Source organism: Streptomyces sp. NPDC040405 (assembly GCF_055595765.1).
This window is the reverse complement of the sequence record NZ_JBVIVI010000004.1, coordinates 43340-62451: the sequence shown is the minus strand read 5'-3', so window position 1 is coordinate 62451 and position 19112 is coordinate 43340. Positions and strand designations below refer to the sequence as shown.

General features: G+C 72.2%; 14 protein-coding genes. 3 read left to right on the top strand and 11 right to left on the bottom strand.

Going from position 1 to position 19112, the window contains the following annotated elements; translation table 11 throughout:
• Positions 1-86: 86 nt before the first annotated feature.
• Positions 87-608 (bottom strand): transcriptional regulator NrdR, encoded by a 522-nt coding sequence (gene nrdR, locus ACZ59A_RS18085; protein ID WP_468047907.1) that lies wholly within the window; start codon positions 606-608, stop codon positions 87-89.
• A gap of 454 nt (positions 609-1062) precedes the next feature.
• Here nrdR and lexA point away from each other — a divergent pair, with 454 nt between their 5' ends.
• Positions 1063-1866: a transcriptional repressor LexA gene (gene lexA / locus ACZ59A_RS18080; protein WP_470959786.1), complete on the top strand. Its 804-nt coding sequence runs from the start codon at positions 1063-1065 to the stop codon at positions 1864-1866.
• A gap of 93 nt (positions 1867-1959) precedes the next feature.
• Here lexA and ACZ59A_RS18075 read toward each other — a convergent pair whose 3' ends face one another.
• From ACZ59A_RS18075 to ACZ59A_RS18060, 4 genes are all read right to left on the bottom strand, one after another.
• Positions 1960-3960 carry an ATP-dependent DNA helicase gene (locus tag ACZ59A_RS18075; RefSeq protein ID WP_470959784.1) on the bottom strand — a complete coding sequence of 667 codons (2001 nt, stop codon included), beginning with the start codon at positions 3958-3960 and terminating at the stop codon, positions 1960-1962.
• A gap of 167 nt (positions 3961-4127) precedes the next feature.
• Positions 4128-4814 carry a GNAT family N-acetyltransferase gene (locus ACZ59A_RS18070; protein ID WP_470959782.1) on the bottom strand — a complete coding sequence of 229 codons (687 nt, stop codon included), beginning with the start codon at positions 4812-4814 and terminating at the stop codon, positions 4128-4130.
• A 67-nt stretch (positions 4815-4881) separates the two neighbouring features.
• Entirely contained in the window at positions 4882-6909 is a 2028-nt protein-coding gene (locus ACZ59A_RS18065; RefSeq protein WP_470960618.1) for an IucA/IucC family protein, read from the bottom strand.
• Between the two features lie 436 nt (positions 6910-7345).
• Complete coding sequence (locus ACZ59A_RS18060; protein ID WP_470960617.1) at positions 7346-8890, bottom strand: diaminobutyrate--2-oxoglutarate transaminase family protein; 1545 nt, start codon at positions 8888-8890, stop codon at positions 7346-7348.
• 242 nt (positions 8891-9132) lie between these two features.
• Between ACZ59A_RS18060 and ACZ59A_RS18055 the strand changes: the two genes are divergently transcribed.
• Complete coding sequence (locus ACZ59A_RS18055; protein ID WP_470959780.1) at positions 9133-10308, top strand: trypsin-like serine peptidase; 1176 nt, start codon at positions 9133-9135, stop codon at positions 10306-10308.
• 83 nt (positions 10309-10391) lie between these two features.
• Here the strand turns inward: ACZ59A_RS18055 and hflX are convergent, their stop codons facing one another.
• The 6 genes from hflX to miaA all read right to left on the bottom strand — a co-directional run bounded on the left by hflX (position 10392) and on the right by miaA (position 18674).
• A complete protein-coding gene (gene hflX / locus ACZ59A_RS18050; protein WP_470959778.1) occupies positions 10392-11894 on the bottom strand; it encodes a GTPase HflX in 1503 nt (500 codons plus the stop codon).
• Positions 11895-12012: 118 nt separating this feature from the next.
• Positions 12013-13641 (bottom strand): M1 family metallopeptidase, encoded by a 1629-nt coding sequence (locus ACZ59A_RS18045; protein ID WP_470959776.1) that lies wholly within the window; start codon positions 13639-13641, stop codon positions 12013-12015.
• 66 nt (positions 13642-13707) lie between these two features.
• A complete protein-coding gene (locus ACZ59A_RS18040; RefSeq protein ID WP_470959774.1) occupies positions 13708-15936 on the bottom strand; it encodes a RelA/SpoT family protein in 2229 nt (742 codons plus the stop codon).
• A 135-nt stretch (positions 15937-16071) separates the two neighbouring features.
• On the bottom strand, positions 16072-17001 hold the full coding sequence (dapF, locus tag ACZ59A_RS18035; protein ID WP_470959772.1) for a diaminopimelate epimerase: 930 nt from the start codon (positions 16999-17001) through the stop codon (positions 16072-16074).
• Between the two features lie 125 nt (positions 17002-17126).
• Positions 17127-17627, bottom strand: coding sequence for a hypothetical protein (locus ACZ59A_RS18030; protein ID WP_470960616.1), 501 nt, complete (start codon positions 17625-17627; stop codon positions 17127-17129).
• Between the two features lie 108 nt (positions 17628-17735).
• Positions 17736-18674, bottom strand: a complete 939-nt coding sequence (miaA, locus tag ACZ59A_RS18025; RefSeq protein ID WP_470959770.1) for a tRNA (adenosine(37)-N6)-dimethylallyltransferase MiaA — start codon at positions 18672-18674, stop codon at positions 17736-17738.
• Positions 18675-18863: 189 nt separating this feature from the next.
• Between miaA and ACZ59A_RS18020 the strand changes: the two genes are divergently transcribed.
• On the top strand, positions 18864-19100 hold the full coding sequence (locus ACZ59A_RS18020; protein WP_470959768.1) for a gliding motility protein: 237 nt from the start codon (positions 18864-18866) through the stop codon (positions 19098-19100).
• Positions 19101-19112 lie beyond the last annotated feature (12 nt).

Genomic DNA, 19112 nt, shown 5'->3' with positions numbered 1-19112 from the left:
CTGATGTGCCCATTTCTTCCCAGGCACGGTGTCTCTGTTTTTCACCCGGAGACGCGATGCGCCCCGGGCAGCTCTTCGGCCGCCGGTCAGTCGGCGGCAGTGGTGGGCGCGGGGGCCTCCGCGGCCCCGTCGGCGCCGGGCCCGCGGTCGTGCGCGGGAGGCCGTTGCTGGTCACGCAGCTCCGCGACCGCGGCCTCGAAGTCCTCGAGCGAGTCGAAGGCGCGGTAGACGGAGGCGAAGCGGAGGTAGGCGACGAGGTCCAGCTCCTGGAGCGGACCGAGTATGGCGAGCCCCACGTCATGGGTGGACAGCTCGGCGCTGCCGGTGGCCCGTACGGCCTCCTCCACGCGCTGGCCGAGCTTGGCGAGGGCGTCCTCGGTGACGGGACGGCCCTGGCATGCCTTGCGGACCCCGGAGATGACCTTGTCGCGGCTGAAGGGCTCGGTGACCCCGCTCCGCTTGATCACCATCAGTGACGCGGTCTCCACTGTCGTGAAGCGGCGCGAACAGTCGGGGCACTGGCGGCGCCTGCGGATCGAGCAGCCGTCATCCGTGGTCCGGCTGTCGACGACGCGGCTGTCGGGGTGCCTGCAGAAGGGGCAGTGCATGACTCCGTACCCTCCCTCACCCTCAAGAACGGCGCATGACTGATAAGCCCCGACCGGCCGCGCAGGCCCGTCGAAGCGACCACAAGCATAGGCGAAGATCTCGGCAACGAATCACCAGGGACCACAAGCTGTGGGTAGCTGACATCCATCAAACCACTAGATCTGGTGTCTGGCACTCAACCGCACCGGATGGCGTGTCACAGCTCGGGAGCAGGCACGAGAGTACGCGAACCTCACTGGTCCCGGATCCACAGGGGCCGGAGTGCAAGACTGAACCCCGCCGCCGGGCACCACCGGAGCCCCCCTTTCAGCCCGCGCCGGAACCGCCCTATACACCTAAGCCTGTGATCACGTCAGCTCATCTAGGATATTTCACTCGAACGTGTGTTTGGCGCAACCTTTCGAAAGCAACTACCGTTGTCCAACTAGGGAGAACATCTCGAGAGGGGCCGTCGTGACCACCACCGCAGAGAGCGCCACTGTTACCGCCCAGGAGCGCTCCCAGAGCCGACTCGAACAGACGCACGCGATGAATGAGACGCACGCGATCAACGACGCGAGCACGAACCTGGAGGGGCAGAAGACGACCCGATCACTACCCGGGCGACCTCCAGGAATCCGGGCGGACAGCTCAGGGCTGACCGACCGGCAGCGTCGCGTCATCGAGGTCATCCGCGACTCTGTGCAGCGGCGCGGCTACCCGCCGTCCATGCGGGAGATCGGCCAGGCGGTGGGCCTCTCCAGCACCTCGTCCGTCGCCCATCAGCTGATGGCCCTGGAGCGCAAGGGCTTCCTGCGGCGCGACCCCCACCGGCCCCGGGCGTACGAGGTCCGTGGCTCGGACCAGCCCAGCGCGCAGCCGACGGACACCACCGGCAAGCCCGCCGCCTCCTACGTCCCGCTGGTCGGCAGGATCGCGGCCGGTGGGCCGATCCTCGCCGAGGAGTCGGTCGAGGACGTCTTCCCCCTCCCCCGCCAGCTGGTCGGCGACGGTGAGCTCTTCGTCCTCAAGGTGGTCGGCGACTCCATGATCGAGGCCGCCATCTGCGACGGGGACTGGGTCACGGTGCGCCGCCAGCCCGTCGCCGAGAACGGTGACATCGTCGCCGCGATGCTCGACGGGGAGGCGACGGTGAAGCGCTTCAAGCGCGAGGACGGCCATGTCTGGCTGCTCCCGCACAACGCCGCGTACCAGCCGATCCCCGGTGATGAGGCGACCATTCTCGGCAAGGTCGTCGCGGTGCTGCGGCGCGTCTGAGCCGACGGTCCGAGGTGCGCCCCCAGCGCGCGCCCCACGACCGGGCCCCGGGACCACTGCGCCGGTTCCGGGGCCCTGCTGTATCCCCGCGCGCTACGCCCCCTCGGCCTTGGCCGCCGCGTCGATCGCGGCCAGGGAACGGCGCACCTGGTTGCGATCGGTCGTGTACCAGAAGTCCGGCATGGTCTTGCGCAGGAACGAGCCGTAGCGGGCCCGCTCGACCCGCGGATCCAGAACGGCAACGACGCCGCGGTCCCCGGAGGCTCGCACGAGCCGCCCCGCCCCCTGCGCCATCAGCAGGGCGGCGTGCGTGGCCGCGACCGCCATGAAGCCATTGCCACCGGCCTCCTCCACTGCCTTCTGGCGGGCGCTCATCAGCGGGTCGTCGGGGCGCGGGAAGGGCACCCGGTCCATGACCACCAACTGACAGCTCGGGCCCGGCACATCCACGCCCTGCCACAGCGACAGCGTGCCGAACAGGCAGGTCCTGGGATCGGCGGCGAAAGATCGGATCAGCTCGCCGAGAGTCTCCTCGCCCTGGAGGAGAATGGGCGTGTCGAGCCGTCCGCGCAGCTCTTCCGCGGCGGCCTGGGCGGCACGCATGGACGAGAACAGCCCGAGTGTGCGTCCGCCCGCGGCCTCCACCAGCTCGGTCAGCTCGTCCAGCATGTCGCTGCGGCTGCCCTCGCGGCCGGGCTGGGCGAGATGCTTGGCGACGTAGAGGATCCCCTGCTTCGCATAGTCGAAGGGCGAGCCGACGTCGAGGGACTGCCAGCGCGGAGCGGACTCCTCGCCGCCCTCTGGGTCCTGCGGGCTCTCGGGAGCGAGGCCGAGCGAGGCGGCCACCCCGTTGAAGTCCCCGCCGATCTTGAGGGTGGCGGAGGTGAGGATCACCGAACGGTCCTCGAACAGCTTCTCTCGCAGCAGACCAGACACGGACAGCGGGGCGACGCGCAGCGAGGCACCGAAGCGGTCGTGCCGCTCGTACCAGATCACGTCGAACTCGGAGCCCTCCACGATCCGCTCCGCCACCTGGTGGATGTTCTCCACCGCGCCCAGGGCCTGCTTGCGGACGGCGTCCTCGTCCTGAACCGAGGCATCGCGCGTGGCGCCGAGCGCGGAGATCACCGTACGGGCCGCGTCGCGCAGCGCCATCAGGGCATAGCTCAGGTCCTCGGGGATGGTCTCGAGGCGGCCGGGCAGCGCCAGCTCCATGATCCGCTCGAAGGTCTCCGACGCGGTCTGGAGCGCGTCGGCCGCCTTCTCGTTGACCAGCTTGGCGGCGCGCCGCACGGCCCGGTTGACCTGTCCAGGGGTGAGCTCGCCACTGGCGACGCCGGTGACGCGGGAGACCAGCTCATGCGCCTCGTCGACGATCAGCACCTCGTGGCTGGGCAGAACCGGGGCGCCCTCGATGGCGTCGATGGCGAGCAGCGCGTGGTTGGTGACGACGACCTCGGCGAGCTTTGCGCGCTCGCGGGCGGCCTCGGCGAAGCACTCCGCGCCATAGGCGCACTTGGACGCGCCCAGGCATTCCCGGGAGGTGACCGACACCTGGGACCAGGCGCGGTCGGAGACGCCGGGCGTCAGATCGTCGCGGTCGCCCGTCTCGGTCTCGTCGGACCAGTCGCGCAGCCGCATCAGGTCCTTGCCCAGCTTGCTGGTGGGCGCGGCCGCCTCGAAGGGGTCGAACAGCCCGGCCTCGTCGGCGTCCTCCTGCGGCACCCCTTCGTGGAGGCGGTGCAGGCACAGGTAGTTGGACCGCCCCTTGAGCATGGCGAATTCGGGGCGGCGGCGCAGCAGCGGGTGCAGCGCGTCGACGGTACGCGGCAGATCGCGCTCGACGAGCTGGCGCTGCAGGGCGAGGGTCGCCGTGGCGACGACGACGCGCTCGCCCTGGGCGAGGGCGGGCACCAGATAGCCGAGCGATTTTCCGGTGCCGGTACCGGCCTGGACCAGCAGATGGGAGCTGTCGTCGATCGCCTCGGCCACGGCTTCGGCCATGGCTGTCTGACCAGGGCGTTCGGTGCCGCCGACGGAGGTGACGGCGGCGTGCAGCAGGTCTGCGAGTGGAGGCGAGGACGTGTCAGTCATAGGGCTGCCAGCCTACGCGCCGGCACCGACATCACTCTCCCTGGCGGCCGCATAGCCCTCCGTGGAGGGAACGCGTGGCATCGGCGGAACCTGGACGGGCCGAGCGGTGTATCACAGGAAACGGCGGCGATCGGAGGCCGTCGCGGAGCATAGGGGGTCACGATGGCTCACAGCAGGTGGCGCAGGGCGCGGTCGCGCAGCATCAGTGCCGCGCGTTTCCCGGGGAGGTCCACCTCGGCGGAGAAGCGGAAACCGGCGCCGAGGAAGGCCGCGACGGAGGGGGTGTTGCGCAGGTCGGGTTCGGCCACGACGCGCGCGCAGGACGGGCGGTGTTCGAGTACGAGATCGGCCGCGGCCCGGAGCAGGGTCGTGCCGAGGCCCTGGCCACGGTCGCTGACGCGGCCGATGAGCAGATGGATGCCGGTGTCGTGCGGCCGGGCCGGGTAGTGCCGGGCGAGGGGGTCGAGATCGGCGCGGTACACCTCCCAGTAGCTCATCGGGACGCCGTCCAACACTCCCAGGCAGGGCACGCTCCGGCCGTCGCCGTCGAGTTGGCCGCCGAGGTGGCTCGCCGTGATGTCGTCCGGGCCGTCGAGTTCCCAGAAGGCGGCCACGGCGGGGTCGTTCATCCATCGGGCGATGAGCCGCAGATCGCGCCCGATGCGGACCGGGACCAGTTGGAAGGCTCCCGCCGGGGTGCTGGTGGGGCCCCATTCGGCGATGCGGTCCAGCAGGTCGGGGCGGCTGCCGGACTCCGGGCCGGTCAGCTGGCTCTCGGGGATTCGCGCGGCGTCTTCTTCCTGGCGCATCCGCATGTCGATGGTGTCGTCGGTGCTGGAGTCGGAGTGCGGCACGGCGACGCTCTCCTCTCATGGATCTCAGACGCGCCGTGAGGGGCGTGATCGGCGGGGTGGACGGGCGTCATGCCGGGGAAGCGGCGGAAGTGACAAGGGGGTTGGCGATGGTGACGTAGACGGACTGGGTATCGACCGGCCCCACGAGTTCGTCCAGGCCGCGCAGGCGGGTGAGCAGGTTCGCCTTGCAGCGCAGCGTGGGTGTCTCGAGGAGGCGGGCGGGCAACCGCGAGCGGAGCTTGCCGGAGCCGGACGCGGCGTCGGCGAGGAAGCGGCGGAACGCGGCAAGCAGCACGCGCTCGTCGGCGAGCCGCTGCGCCCCGAACGCTCCGATCACACCGAGGACGTTGTTGACGCCGAGGTAGTAGGCGAAGCGCTCATCGGTGACCTCGTCGGACACGAAGGTGTCGCTGTGCCCGCCGATGCCGGGCAGCCGCCGCTGGAGATCGTCATAGCGGGACTCACGGAAGTAGTAGCCCTGGTTGTCCCGGTAGCGGCCCCCGACCGGCCAGCCGTCCGGGTCCAGCAGCACCAGGGTGTTCTGCTGGTGTGCCTCCAGGGCGATGCCCGCCTCTCCGTCCAGCCAGAGCACCGGGCGTACGACCGTGTGCAGATAGCGCAGGAACCACTCGGCGCTGACGGCTGCCGAGGAGCGGCCGGTGCGGGCAGCGAGCCGGGCGATGAGGTGGGCCAGGCGTGAGCGCATGGCGGGCCGCCCCGGCCAGGGCCGGAGCGAGAGGAGCCCGGCGACGCAGACGGCGTCGTCGCCCGGGCCGAACGGGTTGTGCCGGATGACGACGTCGAGTCCGGTCAGGGGGTCGCCGTCCGGACCGTCCACCGCGAGCCAGGCCGGGTCACGGACGATGTCGAAGCCGAATCCGGGGAAGGCGGCCCGCCACTGCTCGGCCAGCCCGCTGCGCAGCAGCCGGTGCACCTCGACACCACGGCGGAGCTCCTTGCGGAGGTTCTCGCGGCGGGAGTTCGTGATCCGCAGCCCGAGGGAGAGTTTGAGCATCGCGGGCGCGCCGGGCCGGTAGACGGTGCGGACCGAGGAGGTGGGGTGCCAATGTCCACCGGCCGGGCCGAGGTCGTGCAGCAGGCCCGCGTCGAACAGCGCGGCGACGGCCGGGCGATGACGGATCTCATGGGCCTGCCAGGGATGGAGGGGCAAGGGCACGGACCCGGCGGGCAGTTGCAGACCACTGCCCGCGAGCGAGAGGGCCAGCCTCTCGGCCGGCACCGTTCTGCCGCGTTCGGTCCAGGCCGACTCGCAGGCGAGCAGGGACCGGTCGACGGCCAGCCAGTGCAGGGGGAAGGAGCCGCGCGATTCGGGTGAGCAGACAGGTGACGCGGCGTCGGAGAGACCTTCGCGGCTCTTCGGCGTGGGATGAAGGGGGTGACCGAGGAGGAGGGACTGTTCCGCGCTGAGAAAGGGGGTTCCGGCGTCAGGGTCGGCGGGCACGGCCCGGCGATGGGCGAGGAATTGGGCGGTGCGTCGTACGGAGTCCGCGACCCGGCCGATGAGTTCGGAGGCTTCCGCGTCGATCTCGTCCTGCCGGGCGGCGTAGGCCGCCTCCCGGGTGAGCAGCGCCGCGAGGGCCACCGCGCCGACGGCGGGTGCGTCCCAGGGGCCGTGTTCCAGCACCGGTGGGCCGAAGCGGTGCCAGCCGGTGGCCGACCAGTAGCGCACGGGCACCTGGAGGGAGGTGCCGCTCGCGGCGAGGGGGATGCGCAGGGTCTCGCCGTCCGGGGGCCCTGCGGCGGTCTCCCGTACCCAGCAGCGCAGCAGGTTCTCGACCCCTGCGGCGTCGGCGGCGAGCTGCGGATCGGGATGGTCGAGGGGGTCCTGTCCTGCGGTGGGAGCGGGGTCCTCGGGCAGGTCGTGCCCGCTGTGGTCCTGCCGCGGCACCGGGGCCGTCACGGGGAGGGGCGGCTCGGCAGAGGCTGCCGACGGTGCGAGCGCCGTGACCTGGGTCGGCATGGACCGGGGCGACACGGGCTGCGGCGGCGTGGGCTGACGCGGTGCGGCCTTGGGCGGCGTGGGCTGGGGCGGCGTGGGCGGGAGTCCGGTGGCCTCCCGCGCGGTCAGGGCCATGGGCGGCTGGGACATGAGCAGCTCGGTGGCAAGGGGCACGGCGGTCGGCGGCCCGGCTGGGGGCGGCGCCGACTCGGGCGGGGGCGCTGAGGGCTGGGGACGTACCGCGGCCGGGTGCGGCGGCCGCCGCTGTGGTTCCGGCAGCGCGGGCGCGGGTGGGAATCCCGTCGTCGGCTCCACGGCGGCCCCTGGCGGCGCGGAGAGCACGGTGGGCGGTGCCTCACCTCCGGTTGGGGGGCGCCCGGCGGCGGGGGTACGGGCCGTACGGTCGGTCATGGCACCGTCCTCCGGGTCCGGCTGGGGAAACTGGGGGGCTCGCCCAGGGGAGTGCGGCATGGTGGGTACGGCGCTCGTGTCACGGCCTTCACGCCGGGAGCCTGGCGCCTGCCTCCTTCGATGGTGCGGTGGTGGTGCGGTCTGACGGCCGCGGAGCCCGTCACCGGCAGCCTCCGGTGAAGGGCGGGGCGGGTGACGGCAGTTCAGGGGCGGCGCGGTCGCCGAGAGCGCGGATCGCGGCGTCCAGGGCGTCGGCGAGCCGGTCCAGAACGGCCTCGGCCTGCTCATCGGTGATGGTCAGCGGCGGAAGGAGGCGGATCACGGCGGAGTGGCGGCCGCCGAGTTCCACGATCAGACCGCGGCGCAGGCACTCCCGCTGTACGGCGGCCGCCAGCATCGGGGCGGCGGGCCGGGCAGCGGGAGGCGCGGCGGCGCCGGTGTCCGTACGGCCGTCTGCGCCGCTGTCCGCACCGGCGTAGGCACCGGTCGTCACGGCGGTGTCGGCCGTGGCCTCGCGGTGCCCGGGGCCGGGGTCCGGCTCCGCCGGGTCGACCAGCTCAAGGCCGATCATGAGTCCGCGGCCGCGGACGTCCCCGATGTGGGGCCACTGCGCGGCGAGGGCGCGCAGTCGGGTCAGCATGCGCTCACCGATGACCGCGGCCCGCTGCGCGAGGCCGTTCTCACGGACGTACGCGAGGGTGGCCGCGCCCGCCGCCATCGCCAGCTGGTTGCCGCGGAAGGTGCCCGCGTGGGCGCCGGGGCGCCACACGTCCAGCTCCTCCCGGTAGACCACGACGGCCAGCGGCAGGCTGCCGCCGATGGCCTTCGACAGCACCATCACATCGGGCACCACGCCGCTGTGTCCGACCGCCCAGAAGGAACCCGTGCGCCCCACACAGGTCTGCACCTCGTCCGCGATGAGCGGGATGCCGCGGGCCGCGGTGATCTCCCGCATCCGGCGCAGCCAGCCGTCCGGTGCGGGGATCACCCCGCCCTCGCCCTGCACCGGTTCAAGGAGCATCCCGGCCGGTGCGCCCGTCCCGCCCTTCGGGTCGTCCAGCAGCCGCTCGGTCCACCGCGCCGAGAGTTCCGCGCCGCGCTCACCGCCCACCCCGAACGGGCAGCGGTAGTCATAGGGGAAGGGCAGCCGGGTCACGCTCGGCGTGGGGGCGCCGCCGGAGGCGGCCAGCGCCCCGGCCGTCATCCCGTGGTAGGCCCCGGAGAAGGCCAGCAGACCGTCTCGCCCCGTGGCGGTCCGTACCAGCTTGAGCGCGGCTTCGACGGCGTCCGTGCCCGCGGGGCCGCAGAACTGCACCCGCGCGTGCGCGGCCAGTTCGGGCGGCAGCGTGGCGAACAGCTCGTCCGTGAAGGCGTCCTTGACCGGCGTGGCCAGGTCCAGGACCTGGAGCGGGGCTCCCGAGTCCAGGACGGCGCGGATCGCTTCCAGCACCACCGGATGGTTGTGCCCGAGCGCCAGCGCCCCGGCTCCGGAGAGGCAGTCGAGATAGCGGCGGCCGTCGGCTCCCTCGATCGTCAGCCCGCGGGCGCGCACCGGGACGATGGGCAGCGCCCGGGCGTAGGTGCGGGCGGCCGACTCCCGCAGCGCCTGGCGACGCAGGATGGCCGGGGCGTCCTCGCCGGGCCCGTCGCCGTACGGCACAACGGGCGGCGCGGGGTCCGGCGTCGTCGGCGGGAGCTGGGTCATGGCCACGGCTCACGGTCCTCTCGCTGCTGAACACCCTCCGGCTGTCCCCCGTACGTACCAACGACGGGTCAGGCCCGGGATCACGGGCCTGGCCGAAGAACCTTGCCGCCGGGAACCAAGGACCCGCGTGCAGCCGTCGTAGGCGACACCGGCATAGTGGGGGATCACCCCACTGTCGGGGGGAGCATGACAATTCCAGACAGGCCGTGAAGCAGTTCAGAACATCAGGGGGAGTTCCGCCCATGCCTTTCAAACGCCGACCCGCGCTCGCGACGGCGGCCGTCGCCGCCGTGCTGGCGCTCACCGCCACCGCGTGCGGATCGTCGGACGACTCGGCCAGCGCCAAGGCGTCCGCCTCGTCGGCGCAGCAGGGCGCGGACGACATCAAGCTGCCGGACAACCTCAACGACAAGCTGAAGAACCTCGGCGTCGATCTGGACGAGTGGAAGAACGGCGCCTGGAACAAGTGGGACCGGGATGACTGGCTCCGCGAAGCGGGCGACTTCATCAACCCGATCATCAAGGGGCTGTGGAAGCCGGACCGGATGCGGGACGCCCAGGAGCCGGACAAGCCGGTCGACGACAGTGACATCGAGGACGACCAGGGTGTGACCGACCCCGATCCGCAGCCGGTGAAGGCCAAGGAGGTCGACAGTCCGTACAGCTCCCGGGTTCCCTACGCGGGCAAGGTCTTCTTCGACGGCCCCGAGGGTTCGATGGTCTGCTCCGCGACCGTGGTCGAGGACCCCGCTCACCCCGGCAAGTCCAACATGGTCTGGACGGCGGGCCACTGCGTCCACGCGGGCAAGGGCGGCGGCTGGTACAAGAATCTGATGTTCGTGCCCTCGTACAACGACTCCGGCAAGTCGGCGGCCGAGCTGGAGAACGCCACCAGGGATGAGCTGGCCCCCAAGGGCGTGTGGTGGGCCGACTGGGCGCAGACCTCCTCCCAGTGGATCGACAACGGCGCGGCCACCGGCGGCAAGGGCGCACCGTACGACTTCGCGGTCATGCACGTGAAGCCCGAGGTCAGCGGCGGCAAGTCGCTGGAGGAGACGGTCGGCGGCGCGCTGCCGGTCGACTTCAACGCCCCGGCCGTGAAGTCCATCGACGAGATCACGGCCACCGGCTACCCGGCCGCTCCGCCGTTCGACGGCCAGAAGATGAACCAGTGCGCCGACCAGCCGGGCAGGCTGTCGCTGGACGCCAAGCAGCCGACCATGTACCGCATCGGCTGCACGATGACCGCCGGTTCGTCCGGCGGCGGCTGGGTCGCGAACGGTGCGGACGGCAAGCCCGCGCTGGTGTCCAACACCTCGATCGGCCCGTCCGATGCCACCTGGCTGGCGGGCCCGCACCTGGGCCCCGAGGCCAAGGGCGTCTACAACTCGGTCAGCAAGAAGTTCGCGGGTCAGTAGTCACCCGCGGTCAGGTCGGCACAGCGGCGAAGGCCCGCCCCCGCGAGGGGGCGGGCCTTCGCCGTGAGCCGTGCCGTTCGGTCCTACTGCCGCGCACCTGCCGGGGCCGGTGCGAACCGCCGCAGCTCGGCCGCCAGCTCCTCGTGCACCCGCGCCTTGAGCAGAGTGCCCTCCGGGGTGTGCTCCTCGGAGATCACCTCACCGTCGGCGTGCGCACGCGAGACCAGCTTGCCCTCGGTGTAGGGCACCAGTGCCACGATCTCGACCTGCGGCCGGGGCAGTTCGTCGTCGATCACCGCGAGCAGCTCGTCGATGCCCTGCCCGGAACGGGCCGAGACGGCCATCGCGCGCCGCTCCATGCGCATCAGCCGCTGCAGCACGAGCGGATCGGCCTTGTCCGCCTTGTTGATGATCACGATCTCGGGCACGTCGACCGCGCCCACGTCACGGATCACCTCGCGCACCGCGGCCAGCTGCTCCTCCGGCGCCGGATGCGAGCCGTCCACCACATGGAGGATCAGATCGGCGTCGCCGACCTCCTCCATGGTCGACCGGAACGCCTCGACCAGGTGGTGCGGCAGATGGCGGACGAAGCCGACGGTGTCCGCCAGCGTGTACAGCCGCCCGCTGAGCGTCTCGGCCCGGCGCACGGTCGGGTCCAGGGTGGCGAACAGCGCGTTCTCCACCAGCACGCCCGCGCCGGTGAGCCGGTTGAGCAACGAGGACTTGCCCGCGTTGGTGTACCCGGCGATGGCGACCGAGGGAACCTTGTGGCGCCTGCGCTCCTGCCGCTTGATGTCGCGGCCGGTCTTCATCTCGGCGATCTCGCGGCGCATCTTCGCCATCTTCTCGCGAATGCGGCGCCGGTCCGTCTCGATCTTGGTCTCACCGGGACCACGGGTGGCCATACCGCCGCCCGACGATCCGGAGCCACCGCCACCCATCTGCCGGGACAGCGACTGACCCCAGCCGCGCAGCCGCGGCAGCATGTACTGCATCTGGGCGAGCGAGACCTGCGCCTTGCCCTCTCGGGACTTGGCGTGCTGGGCGAAGATGTCGAGGATCAGGGCGGTGCGGTCGACCACCTTGACCTTGACGACGTCCTCAAGGTGGATCAGCTGGCCGGGGCTCAGCTCGCCGTCGCACACGACGGTGTCGGCACCGGACTCGAGCACAACCTCGCGCAGCTCCTCGGCCTTGCCGGAGCCGATGTACGTCGCGGGGTCGGGCTTGTTGCGGCGCTGGATGACGCCGTCGAGCACCACGGCGCCCGCGGTCTCCGCGAGCGCGGCCAGCTCGGCCAGCGAGTTCTCCGCGTCATGCACCGTGCCGGACGTCCAGACGCCGACGAGCACCACGCGCTCCAGACGGAGCTGCCGGTACTCGACCTCGGTGACGTCCTCGAGCTCGGTGGACAGCCCCGCCACACGCCGCAGCGCGGCGCGGTCCGAGCGGTCGTACTGGTCGCCGTCACGCTCTCCGTCGATCTCGTGACTCCAGGCGACGTCCTCTTCCATCAGGGCGTCGGCCCGAAGGCTCTCGGCGAGGCGCTGCCGGTCCTGCGGAAGGGAAGAGGAGTGGGTCAAAGGAATCCTTACGTCGAGGGACATCGTCACTGTCGTCAACGTACGACGGGCCGGTGGGATTCCCCACCGCTCGGCCGCGACGCCGACCCCTCGATGGTCGCACGCGGCAGCGGGGCCGTCACTCAGGTTTCGCGACCGGCTTGGCGCCCGGCTTCGCACCCTGCTTCGTGCCTGGCTTCGCGCCTGGCTTCGCGCCCGGTTTGGCGTCCGGCTTCGGGGCCCGCCTCCAGTCGGGGTGCCCGGGCATCTTCGGCGTCTTCTTCCCGTACAGCCAGGGGTGCAGGAAGCCGTTCAGGTCCCGGCCCGATACCTCCGAGGCGAGCTGGACGAAGTCGGCGGTCGAGGCCACGCCGTCCCGGTGGCGGACCACCCACTCCCGCTCCAGCCGCTCGAAGTCCGCCCGGCCGATCCGCTGCCGCAGCGCGTACAGGACCAGGGCGCTGCCGTCGTAGACGACCGGCCGGAAGAGCCCGATCTGCTTGCCGGGTTCGGCGGGCCTGGGCGCGGCGGGCGGTCCCCCGGCGGCACGCCAGGCGTCGGACTGCTCGTAGGCCAGCCGCATCCGCCGCTCCAGGCTCGCCTTGCCGTACTGCTCCGCGTACAGCGCCTCGTACCAGGTGGCGTGGCCTTCGTTGAGCCACAGATCGGACCACCGGCGCGGGCTGACGCTGTCGCCGAACCACTGGTGCGCCAGCTCGTGCAGCATGATCGACTCGACGTACCACCGGGGGAACGCGTCGTCGGTGAACAGGCCGCGTTCGAAGAGCGAGAGCGTCTGGGTCTCCAGCTCGAAGCCCGTGGTGGCGTGGGAGATCAGCACACCGTAGTCCTCGAAGGGGTACGGCCCGACCTTCTTCTCCATCCAGGCCAGCTGCCCCGGAGTGCGCGCGAGCCACTTCGCGAGCTTCTTGCGGTCCGCGGCGGGCACCACGTCGCGCACCGGCAGCCCATGCGGGCCCGTGCGGTGGAGCACGGCGGAACGGCCGATGGAGACCTGCGCCAGCTCGGTGGCCATGGGGTGGGCGAGGCGGTACGACCAAGTGGTGCGCGCCCCTTCGCGGACGCGCCCGGCCGGAAGGCCCCCGGCGACGACCGTGAGGTTCTTCGGCGCGGTGACCCGGAAGGTGAAGCGCGCCTTGTCGGACGGATGGTCGTTGCACGGGAAGACCCGGTGGGCGGCGTCGGCCTGGTTGGCCATGGCCAGCCCGTCCCGGGTGCGGACCCAGCCACCGCTCGCGCCGTCCCCCGGGTCGCTGGTGTGCTGGACGACGACCCGGAATTCCGCGCCCCGCTCGATCCTGGTGCGCGGGGTGATGACCAGGTCCTCGCCCGCGGTGACGAACGCGGCGGGCGCGCCGTCGACCCGTACGGAGCGCACGGCGCCCTGGGCGAAGTCCAGGTTGAGGGTGCGTAATCCGGCGGTGGCGCGGGCGTCGATGGTGGTGACGGCGTCCAGCGGCCGGTTCGCGCGGCGGTAGTCCAGGGCGATGTCGTACGCCGTGACGTCGTAGCCGGGGTTGCCGAGCCGCGGGTAGAGCGGGTCGCCGATGCCGAGCGGCCGCGGACCCGAGGCGCTCACCGGCCCGGCGGCGGAGGACGGGCCGACCGAGGCGAGAACGGCGGCCAAGGCGACGGTCACGAGGGCGGTCCTGCGGCGCCCCATCCGCGGAAGCGGCCCGGCCGCCCGCGGAAGGGGGCCGGACGTCGGCGGGAGGGAGCCGGGGCGGGGGCCCGGAGAATGCGTCATGCCTTACGGCTATCAGCGCCCGGGCGGGGGCGCAGTCCCACCCGGGCCCGATCCACCCGAAGGAGTTCAGGAACGGGCGGTCGCCACCCGGCGGCCCTCCCTGGTCACGTCGTAGACGCCGGGGACGTCGCGCATGGCGCGCATCAGCGTCGGCAGCCGGCCCGCGTCGGACAGCTGGAGCGTGTACGTATGGCGAACCCGCTGCTCACGCGGCGGTTCCACGGCGGCGGCGACCACCTCGGCACCCTCCGCGGCGATGGCCTCGGTGAGGTCCGCGAGCAGATGCGGCCTGCTGAACGCCTCCGCGAAGAGGGTGACCCGGTAGTCGCCGCCGTCCCCGTCGTCCTCCTCCGACCAGCGCACCCCGACCCGGGCCCGCCCGGCCGCGGTCATCCGCGCCACGGCGGGGCACCGCTCGCGGTGGACGGTGACGGCGCCGCCGCGCACCGCGAAGCCGGTGATCGCGTCCGGCGGTACGGGCGTGCAGCACCGGGCCAGCCGGACGATCACGCCGGGCAGGTCGACGACGATGCCCGCCTCCGGGCGGCCCGCGGGGGCCACGGAGAGCACGGTGGGGTCCGCGTCCCCGGCGTACCCGGCGTCCACCGGCTCGGCCTGACCCGGCTCGGACTCGCCCAGCTCGGCCTCTTCCAGCTCCACGGGGGCATGCAGGTGCTCGGCACCGGGCGCCTCGCCCTGCGGCGGCTCGTGCGCCGGGTCGGCCGGATGGGCGGCCAGCCAGCGGTTGATGGCGATGCGGGCGGCCGGGGTACGGGCGTGGTCGAGCCATTCCGGCGAGGGCCCGGACGAGGCCGCGTCCCCCGTCATCAGCAGCTGGAGCGTGTCGCCGTCGCACAGCACGGTGCTGAGCGTGGCGATCCGCCCGTTGACCCTGGCCCCGATGCAGGAGTGAGCGTCCTCGCCGTACTGCGCGTACGCGGCGTCCACGCAGCTCGCGCCCGCGGGCAGGCCCAGGGTGCCGCCGTCGGACCGGAAGACCGTGATCTCCCGGTCCTGCGCGAGGTCGTCGCGCAGGGCGGTCCAGAAGATGTCGGGGTCGGGGGTGGCGCTCTGCCAGTCGAGCAGCCGGGACAGCCAGCCGGGGCGGGTCGGGTCGGCCCGCTCGCCCTCGGGCGCGGCGGCCGCCTCGGTCGGGGCGTACGGATTGCCGAGGGCGATCACCCCGGCTTCGGCGACCCGGTGCATCTGGTGCGTGCGGATGAGGACTTCGGCGACCTCGCCGGTGCGCCCGGCCACGGCCGTGTGCAGCGACTGGTAGAGGTTGAACTTGGGGACCGCGATGAAGTCCTTGAACTCCGAGATCACCGGAGTGAAACAGGTGTGCAGCTCGCCGAGGACCGCGTAACAGTCCGCGTCGTCGGCGACGAGGACCAGAAGCCGCCCGAGGTCGGATCCGGTCAGCTCGCCGCGCTTGATCCCGGCGCGGTGGACGGAGACGAAGTGCCGTGGGCGTACCAGGACTTCGGCGGTGATGCCCGCCTCCTGCAGCACGGTCCGTACGTCCTCCGCGGCGCGGGCGAGCGGATCGGGGCGGTCCGCGTGGGACTGGAGCAGTTCGCGGGTGTGGGCGTACTCCTCGGGGTGGAGGATCGCGAAGACCAGGTCCTCCAGCTCGGTCTTGAGCGCCTGTACGCCGAGCCGTTCGGCCAGCGGGATCAGAACGTCGCGGGTGACCTTGGCGATGCGGGCCTGTTTCTCGGGGCGCATCACGCCGAGGGTGCGCATGTTGTGCAGCCGGTCGGCGAGCTTGATCGACATCACCCGGACGTCGTTGCCGGTGGCGACCAGCATCTTGCGGAACGTCTCGGGCTCGGCCGCCGCCCCGTAGTCGACCTTCTCCAACTTGGTGACGCCGTCGACGAGATAGCGCACCTCCTCGCCGAACTGCTCCCCCACCTGGTCGAGCGTCACCTCGGTGTCCTCGACCGTGTCGTGGAGCAGAGACGCCGTCAACGTGGTCGTCTCGGCGCCCAGTTCGGCGAGGATGAGCGTGACGGCCAGCGGATGTGTGATGTACGGCTCACCGCTTTTGCGCATCTGGCCGCGGTGGGAGGACTCGGCGAGCACATACGCCTGGCGCAGCACATCCAGATCGGCGCCGGGGTGATACGCGCGGTGCACCTTCGCGACGTGTTCGATCGCGTCCGGCAGCCGGTCCCTGGATGCCGGTCCCAGCAGCGCGGCCCGGCCGAATCTGCGGATATTGCGCAGGTCGATACGGGGGAGGCCGCGCCTGCGGCCGAGAGCGGCTTGATCTGGGGCCTCTGCGCTCATGGGCACCTCCGGCGGCGTCGAGCGTCAACCGGCGTGGGCACTCCCCCGGGCCGGTGCTTGATGCTATCGAGCCCACCACGCACGGCCGACCGGCTCTCGCCCAGAGTGAAACGGATCACCCATGAGAGGGACGAGTCAGTCGAGCACCGCGTCCAGCCACACAGGATCCAGTTCCCCCTCGGCGACGATCACGGCAGGGCCCGTCATCTCCACCGTACCGTCCGGCTGCTCGCTGATGACAAGTCGCCCACCGGGTACGTCCACCGTGTACGTGACGGGCCGGCCGGTAACGCCCGGGTCGGCGCCGTCGCGGCGCGCGGCGGCCACCATGACGGCGCAGGCGCCGGTGCCGCAGGAACGGGTCTCGCCGGAGCCGCGCTCGTGCACGCGCATCGCGACGTGCCGCGGGCCGCGGTCGACGACGAACTCGACGTTGGTGCCGTCCGGGTACGCGGAGGCGGGGTGGACGGCGGGAGCCGTGAACAGGTCCCCGGCCTGGTCGAGGTCGTCGACGAAGGCGACCGCGTGCGGGTTGCCCATGTTGACGTTGCGGGCGGACCAGGTCCGGTCGCCGACCGCGACGGTGATACCGCCGTCGGGGCCGGGCCCGGGCAGCGCGGCCTTGCCCATGCCGACGGTGATCGCGCCGCCGTCCGCGTCCGCGTCCGGGGCACCGCCGGGCGCCCCGGCGGCCTTGGCGATGTGGATGTGCCGCAGTCCGGCGCGGGTCGCGATCGTCAGATCGCCCTCCTCGGCGAGCCCCGCCCGCTGGAGGTACCGGGCGAACACGCGGACGCCGTTTCCGCACATCTCGGCGATGCTGCCATCGCCGTTGCGGTAGTCCATGAACCACTCGGCCTCGGCGGCCATGTCCCGCGCCTCGGGGTGCGCCGACGACCGCACGACGCGGATCAGCCCGTCGCCGCCGACACCGGCCCGGCGGTCGCAGAGCCGGGCGACGGCGGCCGCGGACAGCTCCAGGTGACCGTCCAGGTCGGGGACGATGACGAAATCGTTCTCGGTGCCGTGGCCCTTCAGGAACCGCAGCCGGGGCGCATTGCTCATCCCTCGATCCTACGGGGCTCCGCGCGGGCCGTCGCTTCCGTACCGGGCGGGCCCGGGGAGCGGCTGGCAGACGCCAGGGGGTGTCTTGTCGGTCAAGCCGCCCGGCATGATCGGCGAGACACCCCCTAGCGCAGGCGGGCCACGCGCCAGAACGTGAGGGTCGCGAGCAGCACCACGATCACCACGTAGAGCACCACGAAGCGCCAGTCCGGACGGCGGCCGGAGCCCCGGGGCGGCAGGCCGGGCCAGGTGTAGCCCACCCGGCGGGCGGCCATCAGGCCCCAGCCCGCCGCGCAGCAGCTGAGCAGCAGGCCCAGCATGGCCACGACCGCGCCGCCGTCGCCGAACTCGAAGGCGAGCGGGAAGGCGAACATCAGCGAGCCGAGGATGGCGAGGCCGACGATCGGCGCGATCTGCCAGATCCGCAGCCGCCGCGGCGGGCGCAGCTCGCGGAAGGACTCCCCGGATGCCTGCTCACCGGGCTCGCCCGTCTCGTCGAGCACCGGGTCCCCCAGCTCGGGGAGCACGGGGACCTCGTCGGGGCCGTCCGGGGTCAGCGGCCCGGGATCGCCTTGCGGCGAGTCCCGCGCTGCTTGCTGCGCTGCGTCGCGAGGGCCGGCCTCCATCGCCACACGCCCTCCCAACTCCAGACACCACGGCACGATCGGTGCTTGATGATGGCATGCCCGCGGGGGCCGCAATGACGAGCGGAGCGTCCCGATGCCATCACGTGATCAGGCTGTGACCGCCCGTTCAACCAACGAGAGCGCGTTCGCCAGGAGTTCTTCCCGGTCCGCGGCCGCTCCGCTGAGCCAGTGGACCCTCGGATCGCGGCGGAACCAGGAGTCCTGGCGGCGCGCGAACCGCTTGGTGGCCCGCACGGTCTCGGCCCGGGCCTCGTCCTCCGTGCACTCCCCGGCGAGGGCGGAGAGCACCTGCTGATAGCCGAGGGCCCGGGAGGCCGTACGCCCCTCCCGCAGCCCGGCCGCCTCGAGCCGGGTGACCTCGTCCACCAGCCCGGCCTCCCACATCCGGTCCACGCGCACGGTGATCCGCTCGTCCAGCTCGGGCCGCTCGACGTCCACGCCGATCTGGAGGGTGTCGTAGACAGCCTCGTGACCGGGGAGGTTGGCCGTGAAGGGGCGGCCGGTGATCTCGATGACCTCCAGCGCCCGCACCACCCGCCGCCCGTTGCTGGGCAGGATCGCCCGGCCCGCCTCGGGGTCGGCGGCGGCCAGCCGGGCATGCAGGGCTCCCGGGCCCAGCTCCTCCAGCTCGGCCTCGAGCCTGGCCCGCACGGCGGGGTCGGTGCCCGGGAAGTCGAGCGCGTCGATGGCCCCGCGGATATACAGGCCCGAGCCGCCGACCAGGACCGGCGTACGGCCCTCGGCGAGCAGCCGGTCCATCTCGGTGCGGGCCAGTCGCTGGTATTCGGCGACGCTGGCCGCCTGGGTGACGTCCCAGATGCCGAGCAGACGGTGCGGCACGTCCTGCCGCTCCTCCTCCGTCAGTTTGGCGGTGCCGATGTCCATGCCCCGGTAGAGCTGCATGGAGTCGGCGTTGACGACCTCGCCGTCGAGGTGTCGGGCGAGTGCGACGCCCAGATCGGACTTGCCGGCCGCGGTGGGGCCGACGACGGCGATGACTCGCGGCGGATGGCCTGCTGTATTCACCCGCCCAGTCTCGCAAACCCCGGGGGGCCTCCTCGAACGAGCGACGTGACAGGGGACGGCCGTGGTCGTTGCCTGTTGCGAGGTTCCGAGGACCGGTTCGGGAAACCGGCCCCCGCGAGCGGCGCAATGGGACGCTCCGAGCGGCACGGGATTTCGCCCACACGAGTAGGCTATGGAGTAGATATGGGCGTGTTTTCCAGGTTTCGTCGAGCGTCGAAGGAGACGAGCCGTTCGTCCGAAGAGGCCCCATCCGAGCAGTCCGCGACCGACACCGTGACGGTGGCACCGGCCCCCGGGGTCCACGCCGAGGCGGAGCCGGAGCGGGCCGAGGAGGAGTCCGCGGCGGGCGAGGCGGCGTCGATCCCGAAGCAGCAGTCCGCGGCCGAGACGGCCGACAGCGAGGCCGGTGAGGGCGCCCGCACATAAGGGATCCGATGA

What these genes read in the sequence shown, in the direction of transcription:
- nrdR (WP_468047907.1), bottom strand. Translation starts at nt 608, where the DNA reads ATGCACTGCCCCTTCTGCAGGCACCCCGACAGCCGCGTCGTCGACAGC.
- ACZ59A_RS18075 (WP_470959784.1), bottom strand. Translation starts at nt 3,960, where the DNA reads ATGACTGACACGTCCTCGCCTCCACTCGCAGACCTGCTGCACGCCGCC.
- ACZ59A_RS18065 (WP_470960618.1), bottom strand. Translation starts at nt 6,909, where the DNA reads ATGGCCCTGACCGCGCGGGAGGCCACCGGACTCCCGCCCACGCCGCCC.
- ACZ59A_RS18060 (WP_470960617.1), bottom strand. Translation starts at nt 8,890, where the DNA reads ATGACCCAGCTCCCGCCGACGACGCCGGACCCCGCGCCGCCCGTTGTG.
- ACZ59A_RS18055 (WP_470959780.1), top strand. Translation starts at nt 9,133, where the DNA reads ATGCCTTTCAAACGCCGACCCGCGCTCGCGACGGCGGCCGTCGCCGCC.
- ACZ59A_RS18045 (WP_470959776.1), bottom strand. Translation starts at nt 13,641, where the DNA reads ATGACGCATTCTCCGGGCCCCCGCCCCGGCTCCCTCCCGCCGACGTCC.
- ACZ59A_RS18040 (WP_470959774.1), bottom strand. Translation starts at nt 15,936, where the DNA reads ATGAGCGCAGAGGCCCCAGATCAAGCCGCTCTCGGCCGCAGGCGCGGC.
- dapF (WP_470959772.1), bottom strand. Translation starts at nt 17,001, where the DNA reads ATGAGCAATGCGCCCCGGCTGCGGTTCCTGAAGGGCCACGGCACCGAG.
- ACZ59A_RS18030 (WP_470960616.1), bottom strand. Translation starts at nt 17,627, where the DNA reads ATGGAGGCCGGCCCTCGCGACGCAGCGCAGCAAGCAGCGCGGGACTCG.